This is a genomic window from Pseudomonas sp. GOM6 (genome assembly GCF_029537485.1).
In the GTDB taxonomy this organism is placed as follows: domain Bacteria; phylum Pseudomonadota; class Gammaproteobacteria; order Pseudomonadales; family Pseudomonadaceae; genus Aquipseudomonas.
Window position 1 is genome coordinate 1 of the sequence record NZ_JARPUS010000024.1, and the last position, 20,186, is coordinate 20,186.

At 61.9% G+C, this 20,186-nt stretch carries 16 protein-coding genes and 1 tRNA gene; 12 read left to right on the plus strand and 5 right to left on the minus strand.

The window, feature by feature from the left end:
* Positions 1–186: 186 nt before the first annotated feature.
* Positions 187–2,493 carry an MlaD family protein gene (locus tag P7A97_RS19640; RefSeq protein ID WP_277692135.1) on the plus strand — a complete coding sequence of 769 codons (2,307 nt, stop codon included), beginning with the start codon at positions 187–189 and terminating at the stop codon, positions 2,491–2,493.
* A 77-nt stretch (positions 2,494–2,570) separates the two neighbouring features.
* Entirely contained in the window at positions 2,571–2,879 is a 309-nt protein-coding gene (locus tag P7A97_RS19645) for a PepSY domain-containing protein (protein ID WP_277692136.1), read from the plus strand.
* A gap of 56 nt (positions 2,880–2,935) precedes the next feature.
* Here P7A97_RS19645 and mksF read toward each other — a convergent pair whose 3' ends face one another.
* The 3 genes from mksF to mksB are packed head-to-tail and all read right to left on the minus strand — an operon-like array spanning position 2,936 to position 7,697.
* Positions 2,936–5,755, minus strand: a complete 2,820-nt coding sequence (mksF, locus tag P7A97_RS19650; protein WP_277692137.1) for an Mks condensin complex protein MksF — start codon at positions 5,753–5,755, stop codon at positions 2,936–2,938.
* Complete coding sequence (mksE, locus tag P7A97_RS19655) at positions 5,752–6,453, minus strand: Mks condensin complex protein MksE (protein ID WP_277692138.1); 702 nt, start codon at positions 6,451–6,453, stop codon at positions 5,752–5,754. Before mksE ends, mksF begins: the two co-directional genes overlap by 4 nt.
* A complete protein-coding gene (gene mksB / locus P7A97_RS19660) occupies positions 6,450–7,697 on the minus strand; it encodes an Mks condensin complex protein MksB (RefSeq protein WP_277692140.1) in 1,248 nt (415 codons plus the stop codon). The genes mksE and mksB overlap by 4 nt, the downstream gene beginning before the upstream one ends.
* A gap of 237 nt (positions 7,698–7,934) precedes the next feature.
* Here mksB and P7A97_RS19665 point away from each other — a divergent pair, with 237 nt between their 5' ends.
* The 7 genes from P7A97_RS19665 (at position 7,935) to P7A97_RS19695 (ending at position 15,577) form a co-directional block, all read left to right on the plus strand.
* The gene (locus P7A97_RS19665) at positions 7,935–9,032 is read left to right on the plus strand and encodes a carboxynorspermidine decarboxylase (protein ID WP_277692141.1); all 1,098 of its coding nucleotides are present in this window, start codon (positions 7,935–7,937) and stop codon (positions 9,030–9,032) included.
* A 32-nt stretch (positions 9,033–9,064) separates the two neighbouring features.
* Entirely contained in the window at positions 9,065–10,309 is a 1,245-nt protein-coding gene (locus P7A97_RS19670) for a saccharopine dehydrogenase family protein (RefSeq protein ID WP_277692142.1), read from the plus strand.
* Between the two features lie 355 nt (positions 10,310–10,664).
* Positions 10,665–11,453, plus strand: a complete 789-nt coding sequence (locus P7A97_RS19675; protein WP_277692143.1) for an energy transducer TonB — start codon at positions 10,665–10,667, stop codon at positions 11,451–11,453.
* The gene (rimI, locus tag P7A97_RS19680; protein ID WP_277692144.1) at positions 11,450–11,902 is read left to right on the plus strand and encodes a ribosomal protein S18-alanine N-acetyltransferase; all 453 of its coding nucleotides are present in this window, start codon (positions 11,450–11,452) and stop codon (positions 11,900–11,902) included. The genes P7A97_RS19675 and rimI overlap by 4 nt, the downstream gene beginning before the upstream one ends.
* Positions 11,903–11,991: 89 nt before the next feature.
* Positions 11,992–13,353, plus strand: coding sequence for a flavin monoamine oxidase family protein (locus P7A97_RS19685; protein WP_277692146.1), 1,362 nt, complete (start codon positions 11,992–11,994; stop codon positions 13,351–13,353).
* The gene (locus tag P7A97_RS19690; RefSeq protein ID WP_277692148.1) at positions 13,346–14,590 is read left to right on the plus strand and encodes a C69 family dipeptidase; all 1,245 of its coding nucleotides are present in this window, start codon (positions 13,346–13,348) and stop codon (positions 14,588–14,590) included. Before P7A97_RS19685 ends, P7A97_RS19690 begins: the two co-directional genes overlap by 8 nt.
* Before the next feature lie 45 nt (positions 14,591–14,635).
* A complete protein-coding gene (locus P7A97_RS19695; protein ID WP_277692150.1) occupies positions 14,636–15,577 on the plus strand; it encodes a DMT family transporter in 942 nt (313 codons plus the stop codon).
* Between the two features lie 58 nt (positions 15,578–15,635).
* Here the strand turns inward: P7A97_RS19695 and P7A97_RS19700 are convergent.
* Together P7A97_RS19700 and P7A97_RS19705 are read right to left on the minus strand one after the other, a co-directional pair.
* Positions 15,636–15,712, minus strand: a tRNA-Met gene (locus tag P7A97_RS19700).
* 275 nt (positions 15,713–15,987) lie between these two features.
* The gene (locus tag P7A97_RS19705) at positions 15,988–16,665 is read right to left on the minus strand and encodes a hypothetical protein (protein ID WP_192576898.1); all 678 of its coding nucleotides are present in this window, start codon (positions 16,663–16,665) and stop codon (positions 15,988–15,990) included.
* 205 nt (positions 16,666–16,870) lie between these two features.
* Here P7A97_RS19705 and P7A97_RS19710 point away from each other — a divergent pair, with 205 nt between their 5' ends.
* The 3 genes from P7A97_RS19710 (at position 16,871) to P7A97_RS19720 (ending at position 19,820) form a co-directional block, all read left to right on the plus strand.
* Positions 16,871–18,232 (plus strand): hypothetical protein, encoded by a 1,362-nt coding sequence (locus P7A97_RS19710; RefSeq protein WP_277692156.1) that lies wholly within the window; start codon positions 16,871–16,873, stop codon positions 18,230–18,232.
* A 60-nt stretch (positions 18,233–18,292) separates the two neighbouring features.
* Complete coding sequence (locus P7A97_RS19715) at positions 18,293–18,523, plus strand: AlpA family transcriptional regulator (protein WP_103463265.1); 231 nt, start codon at positions 18,293–18,295, stop codon at positions 18,521–18,523.
* Positions 18,524–18,851: 328 nt separating this feature from the next.
* A complete protein-coding gene (locus P7A97_RS19720; RefSeq protein ID WP_277692159.1) occupies positions 18,852–19,820 on the plus strand; it encodes an inovirus-type Gp2 protein in 969 nt (322 codons plus the stop codon).
* Positions 19,821–20,186: the final 366 nt, after the last annotated feature.

Genomic DNA, 20,186 nt, shown 5'->3' on the forward strand with positions numbered 1-20,186 from the left:
TCATCGTCAAGCTCCTATCCCAAACCCCCGACCCGCTCACGCTGGTCGGGGGTTTGTCTTTGGGCTGAGAAACTTTCATAGTCTGCTCGGTTCTTTACGATAGGCTTTGCTATTGCCAAGGTTTCTATTGTTAGCTTGATGCGCCCCCTCTATGTCTGATCAAAAGGAACGGAGTCTTTCCCGACCATGAGTCAAATCAGTACAGCCAAGACCCGTCATACCACCAATTGGTCTGCGATCTGGATATTGCCCCTGATAGCTTTGCTGATCGGAGGATGGCTAGCGTGGCAGGCTTATCAGCAGGCCGGGATCGAGATTGAGGTGTTCTTTCCGTCCGGTGAGGGCATCCAGGTCAACAAGACCGAGGTTATCTACAAGGGTATGACCATCGGCAAAGTCATCGGCATGGAGCTGGACGATCATGGCGATGAGCGCGGTGTTCGTGTGACGCTTGAGATGGACAAAAGAGTAGAGTCTCAGCTGCGCACCAACACGCGTTTCTGGTTGGTAAAACCGAATGTTTCCCTGGCGGGGATAACTGGACTGGAAACGCTGGTGTCCGGCAACTACATCACCGCCAGTCCAGGTGATGGTGAGCCTACTCGCCAGTTTGTTGCCTTGGCTGAGCAGCCTCCGCTCGCTGACAGTGTTCCTGGACTGCACCTGACTCTCAAGGCTGAGCGTCTGGGCTCGCTAAATCGCGATAGCCCGGTGTTCTACAAGCAGATTCAAGTCGGTCGGGTTAAAAGCTTTGAGTTGGCTGAAGATCAAACCACAGTCGAGGTCAAGGTGTTCATTCAGCCCGAGTTCGCGAGCCTGGTGCGGAAGCATACGAGGTTCTGGAATGCCAGTGGGGTGTCCATCGATGCCGGGCTATCGGGGGTCAAAGTGCGTACCGAGTCGCTCTCGAGCATTGTGGCTGGCGGGATCGCCTTTGCCACACCCGAGCATCGGAAGGACAGCCCGCCCACCGACCCGGCAATTCCCTTTCGTTTATATGAAGACTTTGAGGCCGCTCAGGCAGGGATCAGGGTGACGCTGACCCTACAGGATTTCGAGGGGCTGGACCCGGGCCGTACGCCGGTCATGTACAAGGGTTTTGCGATTGGTACTTTGCGCAAGACGCTGAACGTTGCTGAGAACCTCGAGTCTGCTCAGGTTGAATTGATGCTGGATCCGCGTGCGGAGGATTACCTGACCGAGGGTGCTGAGTTCTGGATGGTCAAGCCATCCATATCCCTGGCAGGTATCACCGGGTTGGAAGCGCTGGTTAAAGGAAACTACATTGCCATCAAGCCAGGGCCTAGGGGGAGTCCTCCGGTTCGCGACTTCGTGGCGCGCGCGAAGGCTCCGCCGCTGGACGTGGGGGCGCCTGGTCTGCATATGGTGTTGTTCGCCGATACGCTGGGCTCACTGGAGATCGGCAGTCCGATTCTCTACCGGCAGGTGAAGGTTGGCAGTATCCAAAGCTTTCAGTTCTCGCGTGATCGCAAGAAAGTTGTTCTGGGGGCTCATATCGAGCCTACCTATGCCGGCTTGGTGAATAGCTCAACGCGCTTCTGGAACTCCAGTGGCATCACGCTGAAAGGTGGAATCTCTAGCGGTATCGAGGTTAAAAGCGAGTCGCTGCAGACGCTGATGGCTGGTGGTGTGACCTTCGAGACGCCGAACATGAGTGCGCCTGTCAATCGTAAGGTCCAGCGCTTCACCCTGCATGCAGACCGCGACACGGCTATGCAGGAAGGTGTGGCCATCCAGATTAAGGTCCCGACAGGCGATGGCATCAATCCCGGCACGGCCATTCGCTTCAAGGGCATCGAGGTCGGCAAGGTTGAAAGCGTAGAGCTCACTGACGATCTCAAGGCGGTACTGCTCAATGCGCGTATTACCAAAGCAGCAGGGCGTATTGCCAGCGCTGGCAGCGAGTTCTGGGTGGTCAAACCTGAACTCGGTCTGGTGCGTACCGCTAATCTGGACACCTTGGTCAGTGGGCAATATCTGGAAGTACTGCCCGCAACCAAAGCCGGCAAGACGCAGACCTATTTCGAGGCTCGCCAGCAGGCGCCTGCTATGTCTGTTCGCGAAAATGGCTTGCGACTCGTGCTCAGTGCTGCCCGCCGTGGCTCGCTCAAGCCCGGTGTGGTGGTTAGCTATCGCGAAATTCCCGTAGGCAAGGTGACCGACTTAGAGTTGGGGCCGACGTCTGATCGCGTCTTGATTCATATACTGATCGAGCCACGCTATGCGCCCCTGGTGCGCAGCGGAACGCGCTTCTGGAATGCCAGTGGTATTGGCGTGGATGCTGGCTTGTTCAAAGGGGTCAAAGTGCGGACCGAATCTCTGGAGGCTCTGCTGGAGGGGGGTATTGCCTTCGCCACACCGGATAACCCGGTGATGGGCGGACCAGCGCTCCCCGGTCAGACCTTTGCGCTCAATGATGAGGTCAACGAAGAGTGGTTGAAGTGGGCGCCGAAAATTCGTCTGGAGAACTAGGTCCATTCAGTTTGGTTTAAGTCGGCTTGGCTATCTTGATCTCCGTCGAAACCATTCACTCCCGACGGAGCATAGAGATGAACAAGCTGACTGCCCTTTTCGCCATCACCACCCTTGCCGCCACTGCTGGTATCGCCCAGGCCCGTGACCTCGGCCCCGACGAAGCGCTCAAGCTGCGCGATGCCGGCACCATCCAGAGCTTCGACAAGCTCAACGCTGCGGCGCTGGCCAAGCACCCCGGCGGTCAGGTCACCGAGACCGAGTTGGAAGAAGAGTACGGCCGCTACATATACCAAGTAGAGGTGCGCGACGCCCAAGGCGTGAAGTGGGACCTAGAGCTGGACGCCATTAATGGCCAGGTCCTGCAGGATCACCAGGACGATTGATCCCATCCCCAAGAAAAAGGGCCGCATCAGCGGCCCTTTTCGTTTGCGCGAAGGAATCAGGCCAGCTCGGCCTGTTCCTCTGTCGCCTTGGTGGTTTCGCGACGCCTGATGAACTTCCAGTCCGCCTCGTCGATATAGATGCCGTTCGGCCCGCTGCCGCCTTCCAGGTCGATGGCCACATGGGCCGAGACCTGCGGTTTCACCGACGCCAGGATCGGCACGAAACCGAGTTGCAGGCTGGTCTCGATCAGCGCCTGCTGGTTGCGCTCGTCGATGTCTGCCGCCTCGTCGAGGTAGTAGGGCAGGCGTACCTTGCCGGCCTGCTCGCGGTCCATCAGGTGCAGCAACAGGTACATGTTGGTCAGCGCCTTGATGGTCATGGTGGTGCCGTTGGAAGCGGCGCCGTCGATGTCGGTGTGCATCACCGGCTGACCGCCGACCTTGGTGATCTCGAAGGCCAGCTCGAACAGGTCCTTGAGGCCCAGCTGGTTACCGTTGGCGGCCACCAGGCGCGACAGGTAGTCCTTGGCCTCCTCGTTCTTCGCGTCCTGCTCGGCGCTCTGCGAGAGGTCGAACACCGAGAGGGTCTCGCCTTCTTCATACTGGCCTGCGCTGTGGATGATCTGGTCGATGTGCTTGAGCGCGTCGCGGTTGGGTGCCAGGACGATGCGGAAGCTCTCCAGGTTGGAGACCTGACGTTTGTTGATTTCGCGATTGAACAGCGCCAGCTGGTGTTCCAGGTTGTCGTAGTCGCTGCGGATATTGCGCAGGGTGCGGGCGATGTCGGTGACCGCCGCGCGACGCGCCTTGGCCAGAGTGAGGGCCTCGTCCTGACGGTGTGCATAGGCGTTGACCAGCAGCTGCAGGCGACGCTCCGGATCGTCCTCGCTGTCGAACTTGGCCACGCCCTTGAGGCGCACCTGCGCATACAGTGCGTCGATCTGGCCGTCGATGCGCTGCAGTGCCTGCCAGCTGTCCTGGTAGTCGTTGAGCAGTGGCAGCAGGTTCTCCAGGCTGTCGTCGACCGGCTCCATGAACGGTGTGCCGAAGGGGAGGTCGGCCGGCAGCAGCTGGCGACGGCGCAGGGCATCTTCCAAGGTGCGCTCCTTGGCTTCCAGATCGGCCAGCTGGCGACCGATCAGCTGCAGCTTGGCGGACAGCTGCTGCACGCGCTCGGTAAAGGCGTCGCTGGCACGCTTGAGTTCGTCCTGGGCGGCCTCGGCCTGGGCCAGCTGCTCCAGTTTGGCCGGCTCTTCGGCGGCCAGGGTCTGGCTCTTGCGGAAGTCTTCCAGGGCCTTCTGTGCATCCAGTACGGCCTGGTACAGCTGCTCGGCCTGAGCCTTGCTCGCCGCACGGTCGCCGGCCACGGCCTGCTGGGTCTTCAGTTGCTTGAGCTCGCGCTCCAGGCGGTCCTTCTGGTCGCGCAGGGCGGCGCGGTCAGCCAGGGCCTGCAGGGCCGGCGGCTCGATGTGCGAGAGGTCGATGGATAGGCCCGGCACGGTGAAGGTGTCGCCCTTGAAGCGATCGAGCACCGCTTCGACGGCCTTGACCCAGTCATCGCCTTCGGCCTGGATGCCTTTCTCGCCCAGCGGCAGGCTGAACAGCTGGCCGTTGAACAGGCGCATCAGGCGGTCGACGTCCTGCTGGCTGAACTCCTCGCGCAGGCGTGAGTAGCTGTTGTTGTCGGCGTGGTCGAGCTGCTGCTTGACCGACTTCAGGCGCTTCTCCAGGTCGCGCACGCGCTCGTCGAGGTCTTCGCTGGAGAACTGGCGCGACTGCGCCAGGGCGCCGGCCAGTTCGTCGTGGGCGTCCTTGGCAGCGAGCAGTTGCTCTTCCAGCACCTTGGCGTCGGTGACCAGGGCGAAGCGGTTCTTCAGTACCGCCAGTTCGCCGAGCCAGCGCTGGATCTCGCTGATCTCGCGCTCCAGGCGCATCAGCTCGGCGGTGCCGCCGCGTTGTTCGTTCTGCAGGCCGTCCTGCTCGCGGCGGTAGTGCTCGGCCTGGATCACCAGCTCTTCCTTGCGCGCGCCGGAGTAGTCTTGCCAGGCGCCGAGCAGGTTATCCAGCAGCGGCGAGAGGCGGTGCAGCTTGCCGCGCAGCACGTCGCGCTGGGCCACGCCGCCGCTCAGAGCCTCGACCAGTGGGCCGGCGGCGACCAGCGCCTGGTAGTCCTGCTCCATGCGGCGCACGTCGCGGAAGGCTTCTTCGGTGGCGGCGATGTAGTCGACGCTGCCGGAGCGCAGGCTGTGCTCGAAGGCATCAAGGAACAGCTGCTTGAGCTTGGCGGCGGTGATCTCGCGCATATGCAGCAGGTTGATAAACAGCGCGCGGAAAGTCTTCAGGCTCTGTTCACTGGTGGAACGTAGCGGAATCAGGGTCAGGTCCAGCGGGATGCTGGTATGGCCACCGACCAGCAGGCGGCGCAGTTCCTCGGGCTTCAGCTCATAGGGCGTGATGCCGGCCTGGCCGAGGTTCTTGAACAGCTCGCGCTGACGCAGACAGACGCCGTCCTGCTGGTAGTGCTGCAAGTCCAGCTCGCCCTGGTAGGCGAAGAACTGGTGGCCGAAGCCGCCGCCGGGGCCGCGACCGGCCACGCCGATCACGTGCGGGCCGTGGGGCAGGGCGACCTCGACCAGGATGTAGCTGGTGTCCGAGGCGAAGTAGAACTTGCGCGAGGCTTCCAGGCTGTACTTGCCAAAGCTCATGTCGGACATGCGCGCGAGGATGGGGAACTGCAGCGCGTTGATCGACGCCGACTTGCCCAGGTTGTTGGCGCCGTACACCGACAGCGGGTTTTCCAGCGGGAAGATGCCGAGGCTGTAGCCGGCGGTGTTCAGCAGGGCGAAGCGGCGAATGCCGTAGCGTTCCTGGCTCATGCGTCGATCTCCTGGGCGTCACGTTCCTCGGCCATGGCGCGTGCCAGGGCCTCTTCTTCGGATTCCTCGGTAGCTGCGGGCAGCGGCTCGATGCGCACGATGTCTTCCTCGGCTTCGTCGACCACCAGCTCCGGCGTCGGTAGCGGCAGGTTGCTGTGCAGGGTGGCCGCGAGGTCGCGGTCCTGCTGCACCGACAGGCACACGTCGAGGAAGCGGTGCATGGGAGCGAGGAAGCGGTACACGCCATTGTCTTCGCTGGCGAAGCCGAGCTGGGTAAGACGGCGCATGACCTTCTCTTCCAGCTCATCCTGGGTGGTGACCTCGGCCTGCAGGAACAGGTCCTTGTACTTCTCCAGCAGCGGTGGCAGCTCGTCGCGGCCGAGGCTGCCGCCGTCGAGCACGGCCAGCGGGTCGCGGCCCTGGTCGGCCAGGTGCTCGACCAGGATGAAGGTGAACAGCGCCAGGCGCTGGGCGGTCTTGTTGACCTGGGCGCCCATCTGCTCGGGGACGAAGTAGTAGAAGCCGCGACTGTCGCAGACCAGCTCGTAGCCGAGCGACTTGAACAGCGCGCGGTAGGCGTCCTGCTGCGCGCTCAGCTGGGTGTACAGCTCGGGGGCGGAGCGGCTGATGTGGTAGCCCTTGAACAGCTCACGGAAAATTGGGGCGAGCTGGGTCAGTTCTTTCAGATCGATATTCATGCGGTGGTCCCGGCCGGCTTGATCAGGGCATAGGAGCTCAGGCTGACCTGATGCTCACGGGTGAGGTAGTCGCGACGCTCCAGGCGCTCGCGCTGGAAGCGGCTGTCACGCGACAGGCGCGAGAACCAGTAGAGCAGCTCGTCGGTGGCGCCTTCCGGCTCCTGTTCCAGCAGCCAGACCATCAGGTCCGGCAGCGGCAGGGCCTGCTCGCAGCGCTCGATCATCTCGCGGGCGGTGCGTGGCGCCTTGGGCGCTGCGCCCTTGCGCGCGCCGCTGGCACGCGGGAACTGGTTGGGCTTGGGCTGGAAGCGGGCCAGGGCGTAGACGTAGCTCTCGACCTGGCTGGCGGTACCGAGGAAGGTGCTCTGTGGGCGACTGAACAGTGGCATGGATGCTTGCGGCAGGGCGTCCAGGCCTTTCTTGCGAATCACCGACAGGGCCAGCGCGGCGCCACGGGTCACTGCGTTATGCCGGCGCGCTTCCTCGCGCAGTGGCAGCAGCAGCTCGCGCGCTTTGCGCAGAGTCAGCTGGGCGACGGTCTGCATTTCCAGGATGCGCGCGTGGGTGCGCAGCAGCAGGTCGTCGTCGACCAGCTGGCCGAGGCGCTGCTGCTCGCCGAGCAGGCGCAGCAGCACCTGCTCGACGCGGCGTACGCCCTGCTCGAAGGCGCCGTCGGCGGAAACCAGCTGAATCATCGGCTCGACGTATTCATCCCAGGTGGCCAGCACTTCGGCATAGCGCTGGCGCAGCGGAATCTGCCGGTCGCTGGTCTTGGCTCGTTCGGCCACGCCGACCAGGGCCTGCTCGTCGTTGGCCAGCTTCTTCAATACGTCGCGCACGCGCATATCGAGCAGACGCAGCTGGCGCGCCAGGTCGTTGCCATCCCGAACCTCGAAGGCGTCCTGGATATAGCCGGCCAGGCGCTCCAGGTGACGCAGGTAGGCCTCGATCTCCAGGCACAGGCCGAGGCGGTGCTCACGCCGTAGGTAGGCGAGGAAGTCGTGGATCTGTGCGTTCAGCTCGAAGCGGTTGGGGCTCTTGGCCACCGGCACCAGGATGTCCAGGCGGATCCACTGGTCGAGCAGGGCGGTGATGTCGGCGGGGCTGCCTTCGGGCAGCTGCGTGCCGAGCTGGTTGCGCAGCTCGACCAGGCTCAGGGTACCGGTGTCGAAGCGTTCGCACAGCGGTTCGAGCAGCGTCCAGTGCTCGGCGAGGGCGCGCAGTACGCGCTTGGGATCGATCATCGCGAGGCCATGATATCCGTAGGATCAAAAGGGGGCGATTGTAGCCTATCGATCCGAGGGCGATACCCGCGTCCGTCATGTCGCTGCAATGGCGCTGCGGCAGGCTGTCGGCTCACTCCTTTGATCGAAAAATGCACACTGCTCTTTCGATATGCGCCGGTTGTCGGCACAATTCGCGTCCGTTTTTTTTCGGGGGGCTGAAAACCCTCCATCGGTCGACCTTGCCAGGGCTACGAGATGATCAAGACGCCGTACTACCTCATCGACAAGCAGAAGCTGCTGACCAACCTGGAGAAGATCGCCTACGTGCGTGAACACTCCGGGGCCAAGGCGCTGCTGGCGCTCAAGTGCTTCGCCACCTGGTCGGTGTTCGACCTGATGCAGCAGTACATGGACGGCACCACGTCCTCTTCCTTATATGAGCTGAAGCTCGGTCGGCAGAAGTTCGCCGGCGAGACCCATGCCTACAGCGTGGGCTGGGCCGACGATGAGGTCGAGGAGATGGTCGCCAACTGCGACAAGATCATCTTCAACTCGATCAGCCAGCTGGAGCGCTTCGAGGCGGCTACCGAGGGCACCATCCGTGGCCTGCGGGTGAACCCGCAGGTGAGCAGTTCCGACTACCTGCTTGCCGACCCGGCGCGTCCGTTCAGCCGCCTGGGCGAGTGGGACGCCGAGAAGATCGCCCCGGTGATGGGCAAGATCAGCGGCTTCATGTTCCACAACAACTGCGAGAACGGCAGCTTCGAGCTGTTCGACAAGATGCTCACCACCATTGAGGAGCGCTTCGGTCATCTGCTCGCCCAGGTCGAGTGGGTCAGCCTCGGCGGCGGCATCCACTTCACTGGCGAGGGCTATCCGCTGGATGCCTTCTGCGCGCGGCTGAAAGCCTTCTCCGAGAAGTACAGTGTGCAGGTCTACCTGGAGCCGGGTGAAGCGGCGATCACCATGAGTGCGTCGCTGGAAGTCACCGTGCTCGACACCCTGTACAACGGCAAGAACCTCGCGGTGGTCGACAGCTCGATCGAGGCGCACATGCTCGACCTGCTGATCTACCGCCTCAACGCCAAGATGGCGCCCAACGAGGGCGAGCACACCTACATGGTGTGCGGTAAGTCCTGTCTGGCCGGCGATATCTTCGGTGAGTACCAATTCGATCGTCCGCTGGCCATCGGCGATCGGCTGTCGTTCATCGACGCGGCAGGCTACACCATGGTCAAGAAAAACTGGTTCAACGGCCTGAAAATGCCGTCCATCGTCGTGAAGCAACTCGACGGCAGCGTCGAAGTGGTTCGCGAATTTACCTTTGACGATTACCTCTCCAGCCTCTCCTGAGGCTGGTACACGGGTAAAGGAGAGATAACGAATTGAAGAAGAACGTTCTTATCATTGGTGCAGGAGGTGTTGCCAAGGTGGTGGCCCATAAGTGCGCGCAACACAATGACGAGTTAGGTCGCATTGCAATTGCGTCGCGCAACATCTCCAAATGCCAGGCCATCATCGACAGCGTGCAGGCCAAAGGTAGCCTGAAGCAGCCCGCGGATATCCGGGCCTACGCGCTGAATGCTCTGGACGTGGAAGCGACCAAGGCACTGATCCGCGAGACCGAATCGCAGATCGTCATCAACGTTGGCTCCGCCTTCCTCAACATGTCCGTGCTGCGCGCCTGTATCGACACCGGCGTGGCGTATCTGGATACCGCGATTCACGAAGATCCGAGCAAGATCTGCGAAACCCCGCCGTGGTACGGCAACTACGAGTGGAAGCACCTGGCCGAGTGCCAGGACAAGGGCATCACCGCGATTCTCGGCGTCGGCTTCGATCCGGGTGTGGTCAACGCCTATGCCGCGCTGGCGCAACAACAGTACTTCGACAAGATCGAGTCGATCGACATCCTCGACGTCAACGCCGGCTCGCACGGCAAGTACTTCGCCACCAATTTCGACCCGGAAATCAATTTCCGCGAATTCACCGGCACGGTCTGGAGCTGGCAGAACAGCCAGTGGACCGCCAACAGCATGTTCGAGGTCAAGCGTACCGACGACCTGCCTGTGGTGGGTGAGCAGAACCTGTACCTGACCGGCCACGATGAAGTGCACTCGCTGTCCAAGCACCTGAACGTGCCTAACGTGCGTTTCTGGATGAGCTTCGGCGACCACTACATCAACGTGTTCACCGTGCTGAAGAACCTCGGTCTGCTCTCCGAGCAGCCGGTCACCACCGCCGAAGGCCAACAGGTCGTGCCGCTGAAAGTGGTCAAGGCCGTGCTGCCGGACCCCGCCTCGCTGGCGCCGGGCTACAGCGGCAAGACCTGCATCGGCGACCTAGTCAAGGGCAGCAAGGATGGCCAGCCGCGCGAGCTGTTCATCTACAACGTGGCCGACCACGAAGAAGCCTTCACCGAGACCGACAGCCAGGGCATCTCCTACACTGCCGGCGTGCCTCCGGTCGCCGCCGCCCTGCTGGTGGCGCGTGGCGAGTGGGATGCGCAGCGCATGGTCAACGTCGAGGAACTGCCGGCCGAGCCGTTCCTCAAACTCCTCGATGTGATGGGCCTGCCCACCCGCATCAAGGACGAGCACGGCGACCGCCCCTGGGATCAGGCGCTCTGATCCGCTGAGCAAGGCCCGCCAATCGGCGGGCCTTGTGCATTTGGGGGCAGGTGGGCACTTAGCCCGGATGCGATCCGGGGAGTAAGCAGCTCAGCCCCCGGATTTCATCCGGGCTACAAAGTTCGTCACCCCTCGCCCGTTTACGGGAGAGGGGCGGGGGAGAGGGGATTCGCTGCGGGGTATCAGCCAGCAGCATGACTCGGGCTTGGCGCAGGGCGACTTTCCGAGGGGCGGCTTTCCGCAGGGCGGCTTTCCGCACGCCGCGTTTCACGCGACAATGCCCGGCCATGCGCTCCCGTGAAAGGCCCGTGTCCTTGAACCGCATCTCCAACATTCATTTCCCGCAGGTTCGTCCGTGATTGCCGAATTGCGTCGCCGCGCCTATCTGAGCGCCATGCAGGTGGCCAGCTGGTTGCCGCGCGTGGAGCTGCCCTTCGCTGCGCCCTCGCGCGCGGAGCTGCTGCAGCCGTTGCCCGAACCAGAGCCCGAGGCCGAAGCTGCTGTGCCGATCAGCGAGACGCCTGCTGCAGCACCTGTTGCGTCGCCGCGCCCAGCTGTCGAAGTACAGCGCCCTTCAGCGGCTGCCAAGGTGTTCGCCAAACCCGAGCCCAAGGACGAGCCGGAGCAGCCCGAGGTGGTTGAAGCCAAACCGGTCGTGCCGCCGCCGCGCTTCGCCCTGCAGCTGCTGCGTGCCGGTGACTGCGCGCTGCTGGTGGAGCTGGCCACCGGCGAGCCGTTCCAGAGCCGCGACCCTTCCTATCTGCTGCTCAAGGATATGTTGCGCGCCGCCGGCCTACCGGATGCTCCGCAGCAGGTTGGTGATGGCTCGCCGATCCGTTGGCCATTGCTGTCGCGCGGTAACCTGGATCAGGGGCCGGACGCCGCGCGCGACTACGTGCAGGGCGTGCTGGCCGGGCAGCTGGAAGCCGAACCCTGTCGCTGCCTGTGGTTGATCGGCCTGCCGGCCGTACGCTTTGCTGGCGAGGCGGCTGACGAGGCCTATTACCGCGAGATTCAGGTCGAAGGCCTGGGCACCGCCTGGGCGTTGCCGAGCCTGGAGCTGCTGATGGATGAACCCGAGCGCAAGCTAGACGTGTGGCGCGCCATGCGCCGCATCATGCCGCGCTGGAAAGCTCCCGTATGAGCGGTGCCATCAGTTTCCGCCCGATGACCGAGGCGGATCTCGACCGCGTGGTGCAGATCGAAACTGCCGCCTTCAGTCACCCCTGGAGCCGCAACCTGTTCGCCGACGGCCTCAAGTCCTACGACTGCTGGCTGATGTTCGAGGGCGAGGAGCAGATCGGCCACGGCGTGATCCAGATCATTCTCGACGAGGCGCACCTGCTCAATATCACCGTGCGCCCGCAGAGCCAGGGCCAGGGCCTGGGGCTCAAGCTGCTCGAACACCTGATGCGCCGGGCAATGGAGCTCAAGGCCGGCGAGTGCTTCCTCGAAGTGCGCGCCAGCAACCAGGGCGCCTACCGTCTGTACGAACGCTACGGCTTCAACGAGATCGGCCGCCGCCGCGATTACTACCCGGCACCCGGCGGGCGCGAAGATGCCCTAGTCATGGCCTGCACCCTGATCGACTGAATAAGTCGCCCCCTTTGGCGGTTACGGCTTTTGTCGCCCTGTCCGCGCCCCGCTAGCATCGCTGCATAACCACAAGAAAGGATGGGGCCATGCAGCCGGTCGATGTATTGGTAGTGGGGGCAGGCATTTCCGGGCTGACCGCGGCCTGGCGCCTGCAACAGGCGGGGCTTTCGGTACGGGTGCTGGAGGCCAATGATCGGGTCGGCGGGCGCACGCTCAACCACGCCTTCGCCACCGGCGAGCAGGTAGAGGTGGGCGGCCAGTGGGTCGGCCCGACCCAGGATCGCGTTCTCTCCCTGATCGCCGAGCTGGGCCTGCAAACCTTCCCGCTGTGGAACCAGGGCGACAACCTCACCCTGTTCGGCGGGGCGCTCAAGCGCTATCGCGGTACCATCCCGCGCTTCGCTCCTCACGTGCTGCTCGACGTGCTGCAGGCGCAGCTGCGTTTCGAGCGGCTGTGCAGGCAGATCCCCCTGGACGATCCGGCGCGTCACCCCAAGGCCGCGCAATGGGATCGCATGACTTTCGCGGAGTGGATTCGCCGCACCCTGAAGACCGCCCATGGCCGCCAGGTATTCGAGCTGCTCAGCGGCGCGGTATTCGCCGCCGCTTCCCACGAGCTGTCGTTCCTCCACGTGCTGTTCTACGTGAAGAGCGGCACCGACTTCGACACCATCCTCGCGGTCGAGGGTGGCGCCCAGCAAGACCGCATCGTCGGCGGCTCGCAGCGCATCTGTCTGGCCCTGGCCGAGCGCCTCGGCGCTGCCATCTGCCTGAACGAGCCGGTGCGTGCCCTGCGCCATGACGCGGCGGGCGTCGAGCTGATCACCGAGCAGGGTAGTCATCGCGCGGCGCGGGTGATCTTCGCCGTGCCGCCGACCATGCTCCTGCGCATCGACCAGCAGCCGCCATTGTCGGGTTGGCGTGACCAGTTATTGCAGCGCCAACCGCAGGGCGCGGTGGTCAAGTGCATGGCGCTGTACGAGCGGCCGTTCTGGCGCGATCAGGGCCTGTCCGGGCAGATCACCAGTGATGTCGGGCCGGTGCGCCTGACCTTCGACAACAGCCTGCCGGATTCGCCACGTGGTGTACTGATGGGCTTTATCGAGGGCGAGGACGCGCGCGAGTGGGCGGCGCGCAGCGAGGCCGAGCGGCGCACCGTGGTGCTCGACTGCTTTGCCCGTTACTTCGGCGAGCAGGCCCGCCAGCCGCTGGACTATGTGGACAAGTGCTGGGCCGATGAGCCCTTTGCTCGAGGCTGTTACGCCGCGCTGTTCCCGCCGGGGCTGTGGACCAGCGGCGCGGCGCGCCTGCGCGAGCCGGTCGGGCGCGTGCACTTCGCCGGCACCGAAACCGCCACCCGCTGGCTGGGCTACTTCGACGGCGCCGTGCAGGCCGGCGAACGGGCTGCGGCCGAAGTGCTGAGCGCCGAGGGGCGTGGCCATGTGTGACACCCTGGTGCTGCGGCAGAGTGGCCAGACCTGGTTTGCCAAGAACAGCGACCGCGAGGCCGCCGAGCCGCAACGCCTGCTGCGTCTGGATGAAGTGCGCGGCGACCGCAGTGCCGAGCTGCAGGCTACCTACCTGCGTATCCCGCAGACGGCGGATCGTTACGGGCTGGTCCTCAGTCAACCCAGCTGGATCTGGGGCGGCGAGATGGGCGTCAATCAGCACGGCGTAGCCATCGGCAACGAGGCGGTGTTCACCCGCCTGACCCGCAAGCGCGGCCAGGCGCTGCTCGGCATGGACCTGCTGCGCCTGGGCTTGGAGCGCGGCGCCACGGCACGCGAGGCGCTGCAGGTGATCGTCGAGCACCTCGAACGGCATGGTCAGGGCGGCCCGGCTGGCTACCGCGACAAGGGCTTTCGCTACGACAACAGTTTCCTGATTGCCGACGCCGGCGAGGCCTGGGTGCTGGAAACTGCCGGCCAACTGTGGGCAGCCAAGCGCGTGGAGCGCTGGGCCATCTCCAATGCCCTCACCCTGGGGCATGAGTTCGACCTGTGCAGCGCCGATCTTCCCGGCCAGGCGCGCAAGCTGGGCTGCTGGGACGGGCGCGGCGACTTCCACTTCGCCCGCGCCTTCGATACCCGTCTGCTGCCCTGGATCGGCGGTGCGCATCGGCGTCGGGCGCTGAACCAGGATTTCCTCGCCGCCTGCCCGGCGCAGCCTGGCTGGCGCGAGCTGACGGCCGCACTGCGCAGCCACGGCGCGCGCGGCGACGACCTGCACGGTCACGACAACCGCCAGGTGTGCCTGCATGCCGGCGCCTTCTGGCGGCCATCGCAGACCACCGCCAGCCTGATCGCCCGGCTGCAGGGGGCTGCCACGCAAATCGCCGTCACCGCTACCTCGGCGCCATGCCTGAGCCTGTTTCAGCCGCTCGACCTGACGCCAGCGTCGGGCGCGGGGTTGCTCAGCGTGGCAGGGCAGTCTGTCGAGCAATCACTGTGGTGGCGCTTCGAGGCGGCGCACCGCCGCGCCCTGGTCGATGCCGAGTTTCGCCAGGCCCTGCGTGCCAGTCGCGATGCCCTGGAGCCGCAGCTGTTGAGTGGGCTCGATCAATCGAACCCGGACTGGGTGGCCCTGGCTGCGTCGGGAAGTGCCTGGCATGCCCAGTGGCGGGCGGAAGCAGCTGAGTGCGATGTAGTGCTGCCGCGCTGGTGGCGGCGCAGCGCCCGCTTGTAAATCTCGGGTCGCCTCCGTATGGTCGCGGCGAACCCGGAGATGACCATGAGCGACCGACAGCAGCCCGAGCAACCCACGCCCTCCGGCATGAGCCGTAGTGTCATCCTGGCCTGGGCCGGTCTGGTCATGGCCAGTCTGTGCTGGGCCGGCAACTCGCTGGTGGCGCGCGCCTTCAGCGGTGAGATTCCGCCCCTGTCGCTGGCCTTCTGGCGCTGGGCCACGGCCCTGGCCATCCTCCTGCCGCTGGTCGGTCCCTCGCTGTGGCAGCATCGCCATATCCTGCGCCAGGCCGGCTGGCGCCTGTGGATGTTGGCCGCGCTGGCCATCGCCACCTACAACTGCCTGCTGTACACCGCCGCGCAGAGCACGGCGGCGATCAACCTCAGCCTGGTCAGTACCTGCCTGCCGCTGGCGACTTTTATCGGTGCCGGGCTGCTGCTCGGCGAGTGGCCTGCGCGTAAGGCCTGGCTCGGCCTGCTGCTGGCGCTAGTGGGACTGCTCTGGCTGATCTGTCAGGGCAACTGGCAGGTACTGGCCAGCCTGTCCTTTGCACCGGGTGACCTGCTGATGGTGCTGGCCACCCTGGACTGGGCTCTGTACTCGCTGCTGCTGCGGCGCTGGCGTGCACACTTCCCGCTACCGCCCTTCACCTTGCTCGGTGCCCTGGTGTTGCTCGGCCTGCTGATGCTGGCGCCGCTGTATGCCTGGGAGCTGTGGCAGGGGGCGCGCTTCGAGCCCAGCCTGCCCAACCTCGCCGCCATCGGCTACACCGCGCTGTTCGCCTCGGTGCTGGCCTACCAGCTGTGGAACATCGGCCTGCGCGAACTGGGCCCTGCTCGTACTTCCATGAGCAACTACCTGATGCCGGTGTTCACCGCCATTCTCGGTTGGGTGCTGCTGGGCGAGAGCCTGCAGCCCTACCACTGGGTGGGTGGTGCGCTGATTGTCAGTGGCTTGTTGCTGGCGGGGAGAGTGGCGGAGAAGTAGGGGGAAATACCCCTTAGAAACGACAAAGGGCTAGCTTTCGCTAACCCTTTGTTTTGTATGGTGGCTACACCGGGACTTGAACCTGGGACATCAGCATTATGAATGCTGCGCTCTAACCGACTGAGCTATGTAGCCGAGTGGCGCGCATTATTCTCTTGTCGGTGCGGGCTGTCAACCCTGTTTTGCAGATAAATTGATTCTTTATCAAGCGCTTAGCAGAGCGGCCTAGGCCGGAGGCTGGAAATGAAAAGCCCCGCGATAGCGGGGCTTTTGCAAGGGTCAGACGTTATCCACTAAGTCAGGCCTGAGGCGGCCACCAGTCCTGAGGGAGTTTCAATATCTGAAAATTATGTACCCGGTTTTGTACCCGGTTTTGTGCTTCGTGCCTGCTTCAGTGCGAGGTGAGATGATTAGCGCTCGTCATGCCCTCGGTCAGTTGTCACTGCGTCTCTGAAGGCAATGTAGGCTAGCTTGTCCTTTAGGTCTTTCATTTTGGACTCCACAAGCTTCGACACATCCTCATCGCTTGCGGTGGGTGGCGTTTCGTCAGGCCACATTAGCTCCCATTGAACTAAAAGCCTCAGATACCGCTCGGCGTATTTCAACGCCTCGTCCCGTTGAGCGGTCATGGTCGCAACTGTCTGGGCTGCGTTCTTTTGCTCGCGCGCGACTGATTCCTTGAGCTGCTTTTTGTAATCCCTCTCGGCCTCGGCGGCCAGTCCTTCTCTTTCTATGAGCGCTGTGATTACAGCTGTCTCGTCAGTGTTATTTCGCTTTGCGATTGAGTCCAGCTTGGAAAGGGTTTGTTTGCTGAGGGTGAATGTTCGAGGTTTTCGGCCATTGCTGTCAGAGCGGTAGCGACGCTGCCGTATAGCTCCCTGCAGTCTTATGACCAGGTCCAGCCTGTCCTCTTGGATCTGCCTGATAGCAGCAACGACGTTCTCGTAGGTCGAAAACCGGGTAAACGCATCGCCCTTGAGCCTCCTCATGTACTCGGCATCGAGCCGGTGCCTGAGGTAATCGGCTGCCCATTCCCACTCACCATCCTGCTTGCGCAGCCACTTCAGTGGTTTCTCATTTTCTGACATCTCATCTTCCAGGCGGGCCATTTGGGCTATGAGCCAAAGCCAATCCTTCGGGAAAGATTTATACCGTTACTGTTTCGTTACGCAACCGTTATCAGCTTTGACACTGATATGTGAGTAAAACGTTACGTGTTGTTATATGAGTCGTTACTGTAACTAAGGTATCGTAGATATAGGGTATATTTACGAGTTAAAAATTGGAGGTTATATGCTTGCTAGGATTCTTGATGCGAAGCTAAGGACAGGTGATCCAGATGCTAAATTTTTGCTCATTGCATTCTGGGAGCACTATGGCGCGGTGACGCCTAAGCCTCGTTCGCAGAAGCAATTGGCTGAAGACCTGCGGCTTCCGGTGCAAGCCGTTTCAAAAGCGGTTGCCCAACTGGTTGATGTGGGGGTACTGCGAGTCGTTACTCAGCCCGAAGGGAAGGGGCGGCCAAGGTGTACCTACGAGATGAGCAAAGCTATCCAGTCGGCTCTGCGGGATGTTGAGGAAAGGACGCTGAACCACCCCGGTTTGGTCAAGCATGTCTTGGGTGGCGAGCGCATCAGGGCCATCTGGTCTGGCTGGAAGGACGATGCGCCGACTGCGAAGGAGCTCAACACACGCTCGCGAGACGAGAAGCGAGTTGCTCCAGTGCGGCAGGGGAAGCTCAGCTTGGCGAATCGTTTGCTGCTCATGATATTGCTAAGCCATGCAGATCCGTTTGGGGTTGCCAGGGGGCTGAGTAGCAAGGAGCTCTGCTTGCTGACGGGAATGGATGCGGCCTCTCTTAAGCAGCGCTTGCGCAGGCTTACGGAGCTGGGATTCATTCGTAGACACATACCTGGGTTGGCGAGTCCGATTTTCGCTGAGAAGCTCAGGAGCGTTTATTGGCTTAATCTGAACCACCTTCAGCTTTCACCTGCTGACGACGTTGTTTCCGTCGTGGTGCATAAGAAGGCCGCCGATCAAGACATCGACTACAAGTTTTTGGCTGGCGTCAGACTTGATCGCAACTCCTTCCTAAGGCGAGGGGAATACTTGGCACCTCGCAGCGTGGTTCGTCTCTTCAGGCGAGCGCCAGATCATGCGTTTGATCAGCTTGAGCTTTTTATTTGTGACTGCGTATTGGGCTTTCTGTCGCGCCACTGGGTTCAGGCTGATTCCGCCGGATGGGGAAAGGTGCGCGGTGTGGACTCGACGGTGAAGGAGCAAGTGGCGGCATTCTTTCGACTGCCGATGCTTGATCCCAAAGACAAAGCGATTCTGGACCACGAGGAGATTTTCGACTTCCTCCACCACCAAGTCCTTGAGCTGGCCAGAGAGGTGGTCCAACGTTTTTCGCAGGTATCCAGCATTGATCTGGCCAGGGTTAGCTACAGCTTGGTCCCGGCGCATGTGTCGACTGGCCACCGTTGCATCGCTCTGTTGACTGAAAGAGCCTCGGACGAAGGTCTGGCCAAGCATTGGATGGTCACCAAGGGGTGCGATGATCCTGTGGTGAAAAGCGTGTTGAGGGAGGTGGATATTCCGCTGGAGCTGCGCGAAAAGTCAGGGTTGCTCACGCCGGCACGGGCTGCTGGGTAACAGGCAGTTTTTTTATACGGCCCTCGCAAATCCTCTGGGACAAACAGAGGAGCCCTATTCATGCGAATTCTCCGCTTGCAAGATGTGATAATCGCTACCGGCCTATCTAGGTCGACGATCTACAAATACATCTCGGATAACACGTTTCCGAAGCCGGTATCGCTGGGCGACCGCTGCGTCGGCTGGGTCGATAGCGAGGTGCACGACTGGATCCTGGCCCGGATCGAGGAGCGTGACCAAGCTGAGGGAGCGTCCACGCGTCCCATCGGCCATCTGAGCATGGCCAGCTAGAACCGCCACCTGCGCCATGATCGGCTTCGGCTGGTCATGGCGCTTATGCCGACTCGAACAGCTTTGGGCTCTCAGCTAACTCTCCCAAAGCGCAATGCGGCAAATCTCTCGACAGGCTCGGCAATGTTGCTCCCCATTGCCCGGCCTGATCGGGACGGTCGGTTATGGGCGGGGCTGCATCTATTGATATAGCTAATAGCTATTAACTACCAACTCTTACTATCCATCACTACCCATCACCACTGACTACACCGGAGGGAAAGAAGACCAGTAAAAAGAAACACATCACGTACCTGGTATGCACCAAAAACCAACCAGGTACTCAGCCATGAACAACCGCAAGCTCAACACCCACCTATCCCAGTCCGACATAGCCCTGCAGATCGAGTCACTCGTCCAGGCTATCGAGCGCAGCGATACACCCGCATTCCGGATCACGCACAAACGGTCAGGCTATGAGCAGGTCGAGCAGACCAGACTCTCCCGGTACTTCACCAACGTCCAGCAGATGTACAACCTGTTCGATGATCGAGTGCCGTACGACTATAGCGAGCACCTGTTAGCGTTCCGGGAAGCCTGTGACGACATCGGTCTTCAGCGTTCACCCAATGGTCCTGTCTGCATGAGCGAGACGGAGACGTACTGGCTCAGTCATCACCAGAGCATGAACGTCCTGACCGCACGGATCCGTGAACTGACACGAGAGCAGTGGTATCGGCGTAGGAAGTGGGACCGGCAGCAGTTGGCCAAGCAGCAGGATAGGGAAATCACCGAGTACACGGATGCGATGATGAGCCGATACTCGCGTACCGCGATCATCAGGTTGAACCTGTACTACTGGTCTGAGGGACAAGCCAGGCTACGTATCGAACAAGTGTTCAATCACTTGGATGCCCTGATTACCAAGCACCACCGCCATCCGATCTTCGAGCATCTTATCGGATACATCTACGCCGTTGAGCAGGGGGATCGAAATGACGGCAGGGGTTACCACATCCATGCAGCCTACTTCTTCAATGGCAACATAGTGTGCCGGGATGTCTGTAAGGCAACTAGGATTGGCAAGCTGTGGGAGGAGATCACTCGTCGTCAGGGCTATGCCCACAGCTGCAACCATGATAAGGAACAGTACGGCGACAAGCTAGGCATCGGCCAGATCCATAGGGAGGATCAGTCGAAGCGGCCTAATACCCACGAGGCAATGAGGTACCTGGTCAAGGACAATCAGCACCTGCGCTTGAAGCCTGCGGGGGCTCGCTGTCTGCGCAAGGGGACTCTTAGTCGTTCTCGTCGGTGATGGTTCGGTGCTGCTTGCTGAGCTGGTATGAAAGCTACGGGCCTCGACACCTATGCGTGGTGCCATCAAAATAGCCCTAGTGCCGCTTCCGCTTGATATATCACCCCTCGAAGGTGTTGAACTGGGACGCAAGAATTTTATTCAGCCTTCTCCATTCGGTTCTTGAAATATTGCTGCTAGCCTCAGGGCAACAGTGTCGATTCTACGGTCTGAGTGGCAACGCAGAATATCGTTGAAATGCTCGTCGGTGTTATTGAAGGGATGCCCAGGGGTTAGTTCGAAAGTTTCTCCTCGTGGGTCAGATATATCCCATGATCGGTGGTCCGTGAGCTAGAAGTTGGGCTATTTGCTGGCTGATATAGAGAA

Bases quoted from the DNA above. Each gene is read 5' to 3' on its own strand.
- mksF (WP_277692137.1), bottom strand. From the start codon at position 5,755: ATGAGCCAGGAACGCTACGGCATTCGCCGCTTCGCCCTGCTGAACACC.
- P7A97_RS19645 (WP_277692136.1), top strand. From the start codon at position 2,571: ATGAACAAGCTGACTGCCCTTTTCGCCATCACCACCCTTGCCGCCACT.
- P7A97_RS19690 (WP_277692148.1), top strand. From the start codon at position 13,346: ATGTGTGACACCCTGGTGCTGCGGCAGAGTGGCCAGACCTGGTTTGCC.
- mksE (WP_277692138.1), bottom strand. From the start codon at position 6,453: ATGAATATCGATCTGAAAGAACTGACCCAGCTCGCCCCAATTTTCCGT.
- P7A97_RS19710 (WP_277692156.1), top strand. From the start codon at position 16,871: ATGCTTGCTAGGATTCTTGATGCGAAGCTAAGGACAGGTGATCCAGAT.
- P7A97_RS19665 (WP_277692141.1), top strand. From the start codon at position 7,935: ATGATCAAGACGCCGTACTACCTCATCGACAAGCAGAAGCTGCTGACC.
- P7A97_RS19720 (WP_277692159.1), top strand. From the start codon at position 18,852: ATGAACAACCGCAAGCTCAACACCCACCTATCCCAGTCCGACATAGCC.
- mksB (WP_277692140.1), bottom strand. From the start codon at position 7,697: ATGATCGATCCCAAGCGCGTACTGCGCGCCCTCGCCGAGCACTGGACG.
- P7A97_RS19695 (WP_277692150.1), top strand. From the start codon at position 14,636: ATGAGCGACCGACAGCAGCCCGAGCAACCCACGCCCTCCGGCATGAGC.
- P7A97_RS19715 (WP_103463265.1), top strand. From the start codon at position 18,293: ATGCGAATTCTCCGCTTGCAAGATGTGATAATCGCTACCGGCCTATCT.
- P7A97_RS19705 (WP_192576898.1), bottom strand. From the start codon at position 16,665: ATGTCAGAAAATGAGAAACCACTGAAGTGGCTGCGCAAGCAGGATGGT.
- P7A97_RS19685 (WP_277692146.1), top strand. From the start codon at position 11,992: ATGCAGCCGGTCGATGTATTGGTAGTGGGGGCAGGCATTTCCGGGCTG.
- rimI (WP_277692144.1), top strand. From the start codon at position 11,450: ATGAGCGGTGCCATCAGTTTCCGCCCGATGACCGAGGCGGATCTCGAC.
- P7A97_RS19640 (WP_277692135.1), top strand. From the start codon at position 187: ATGAGTCAAATCAGTACAGCCAAGACCCGTCATACCACCAATTGGTCT.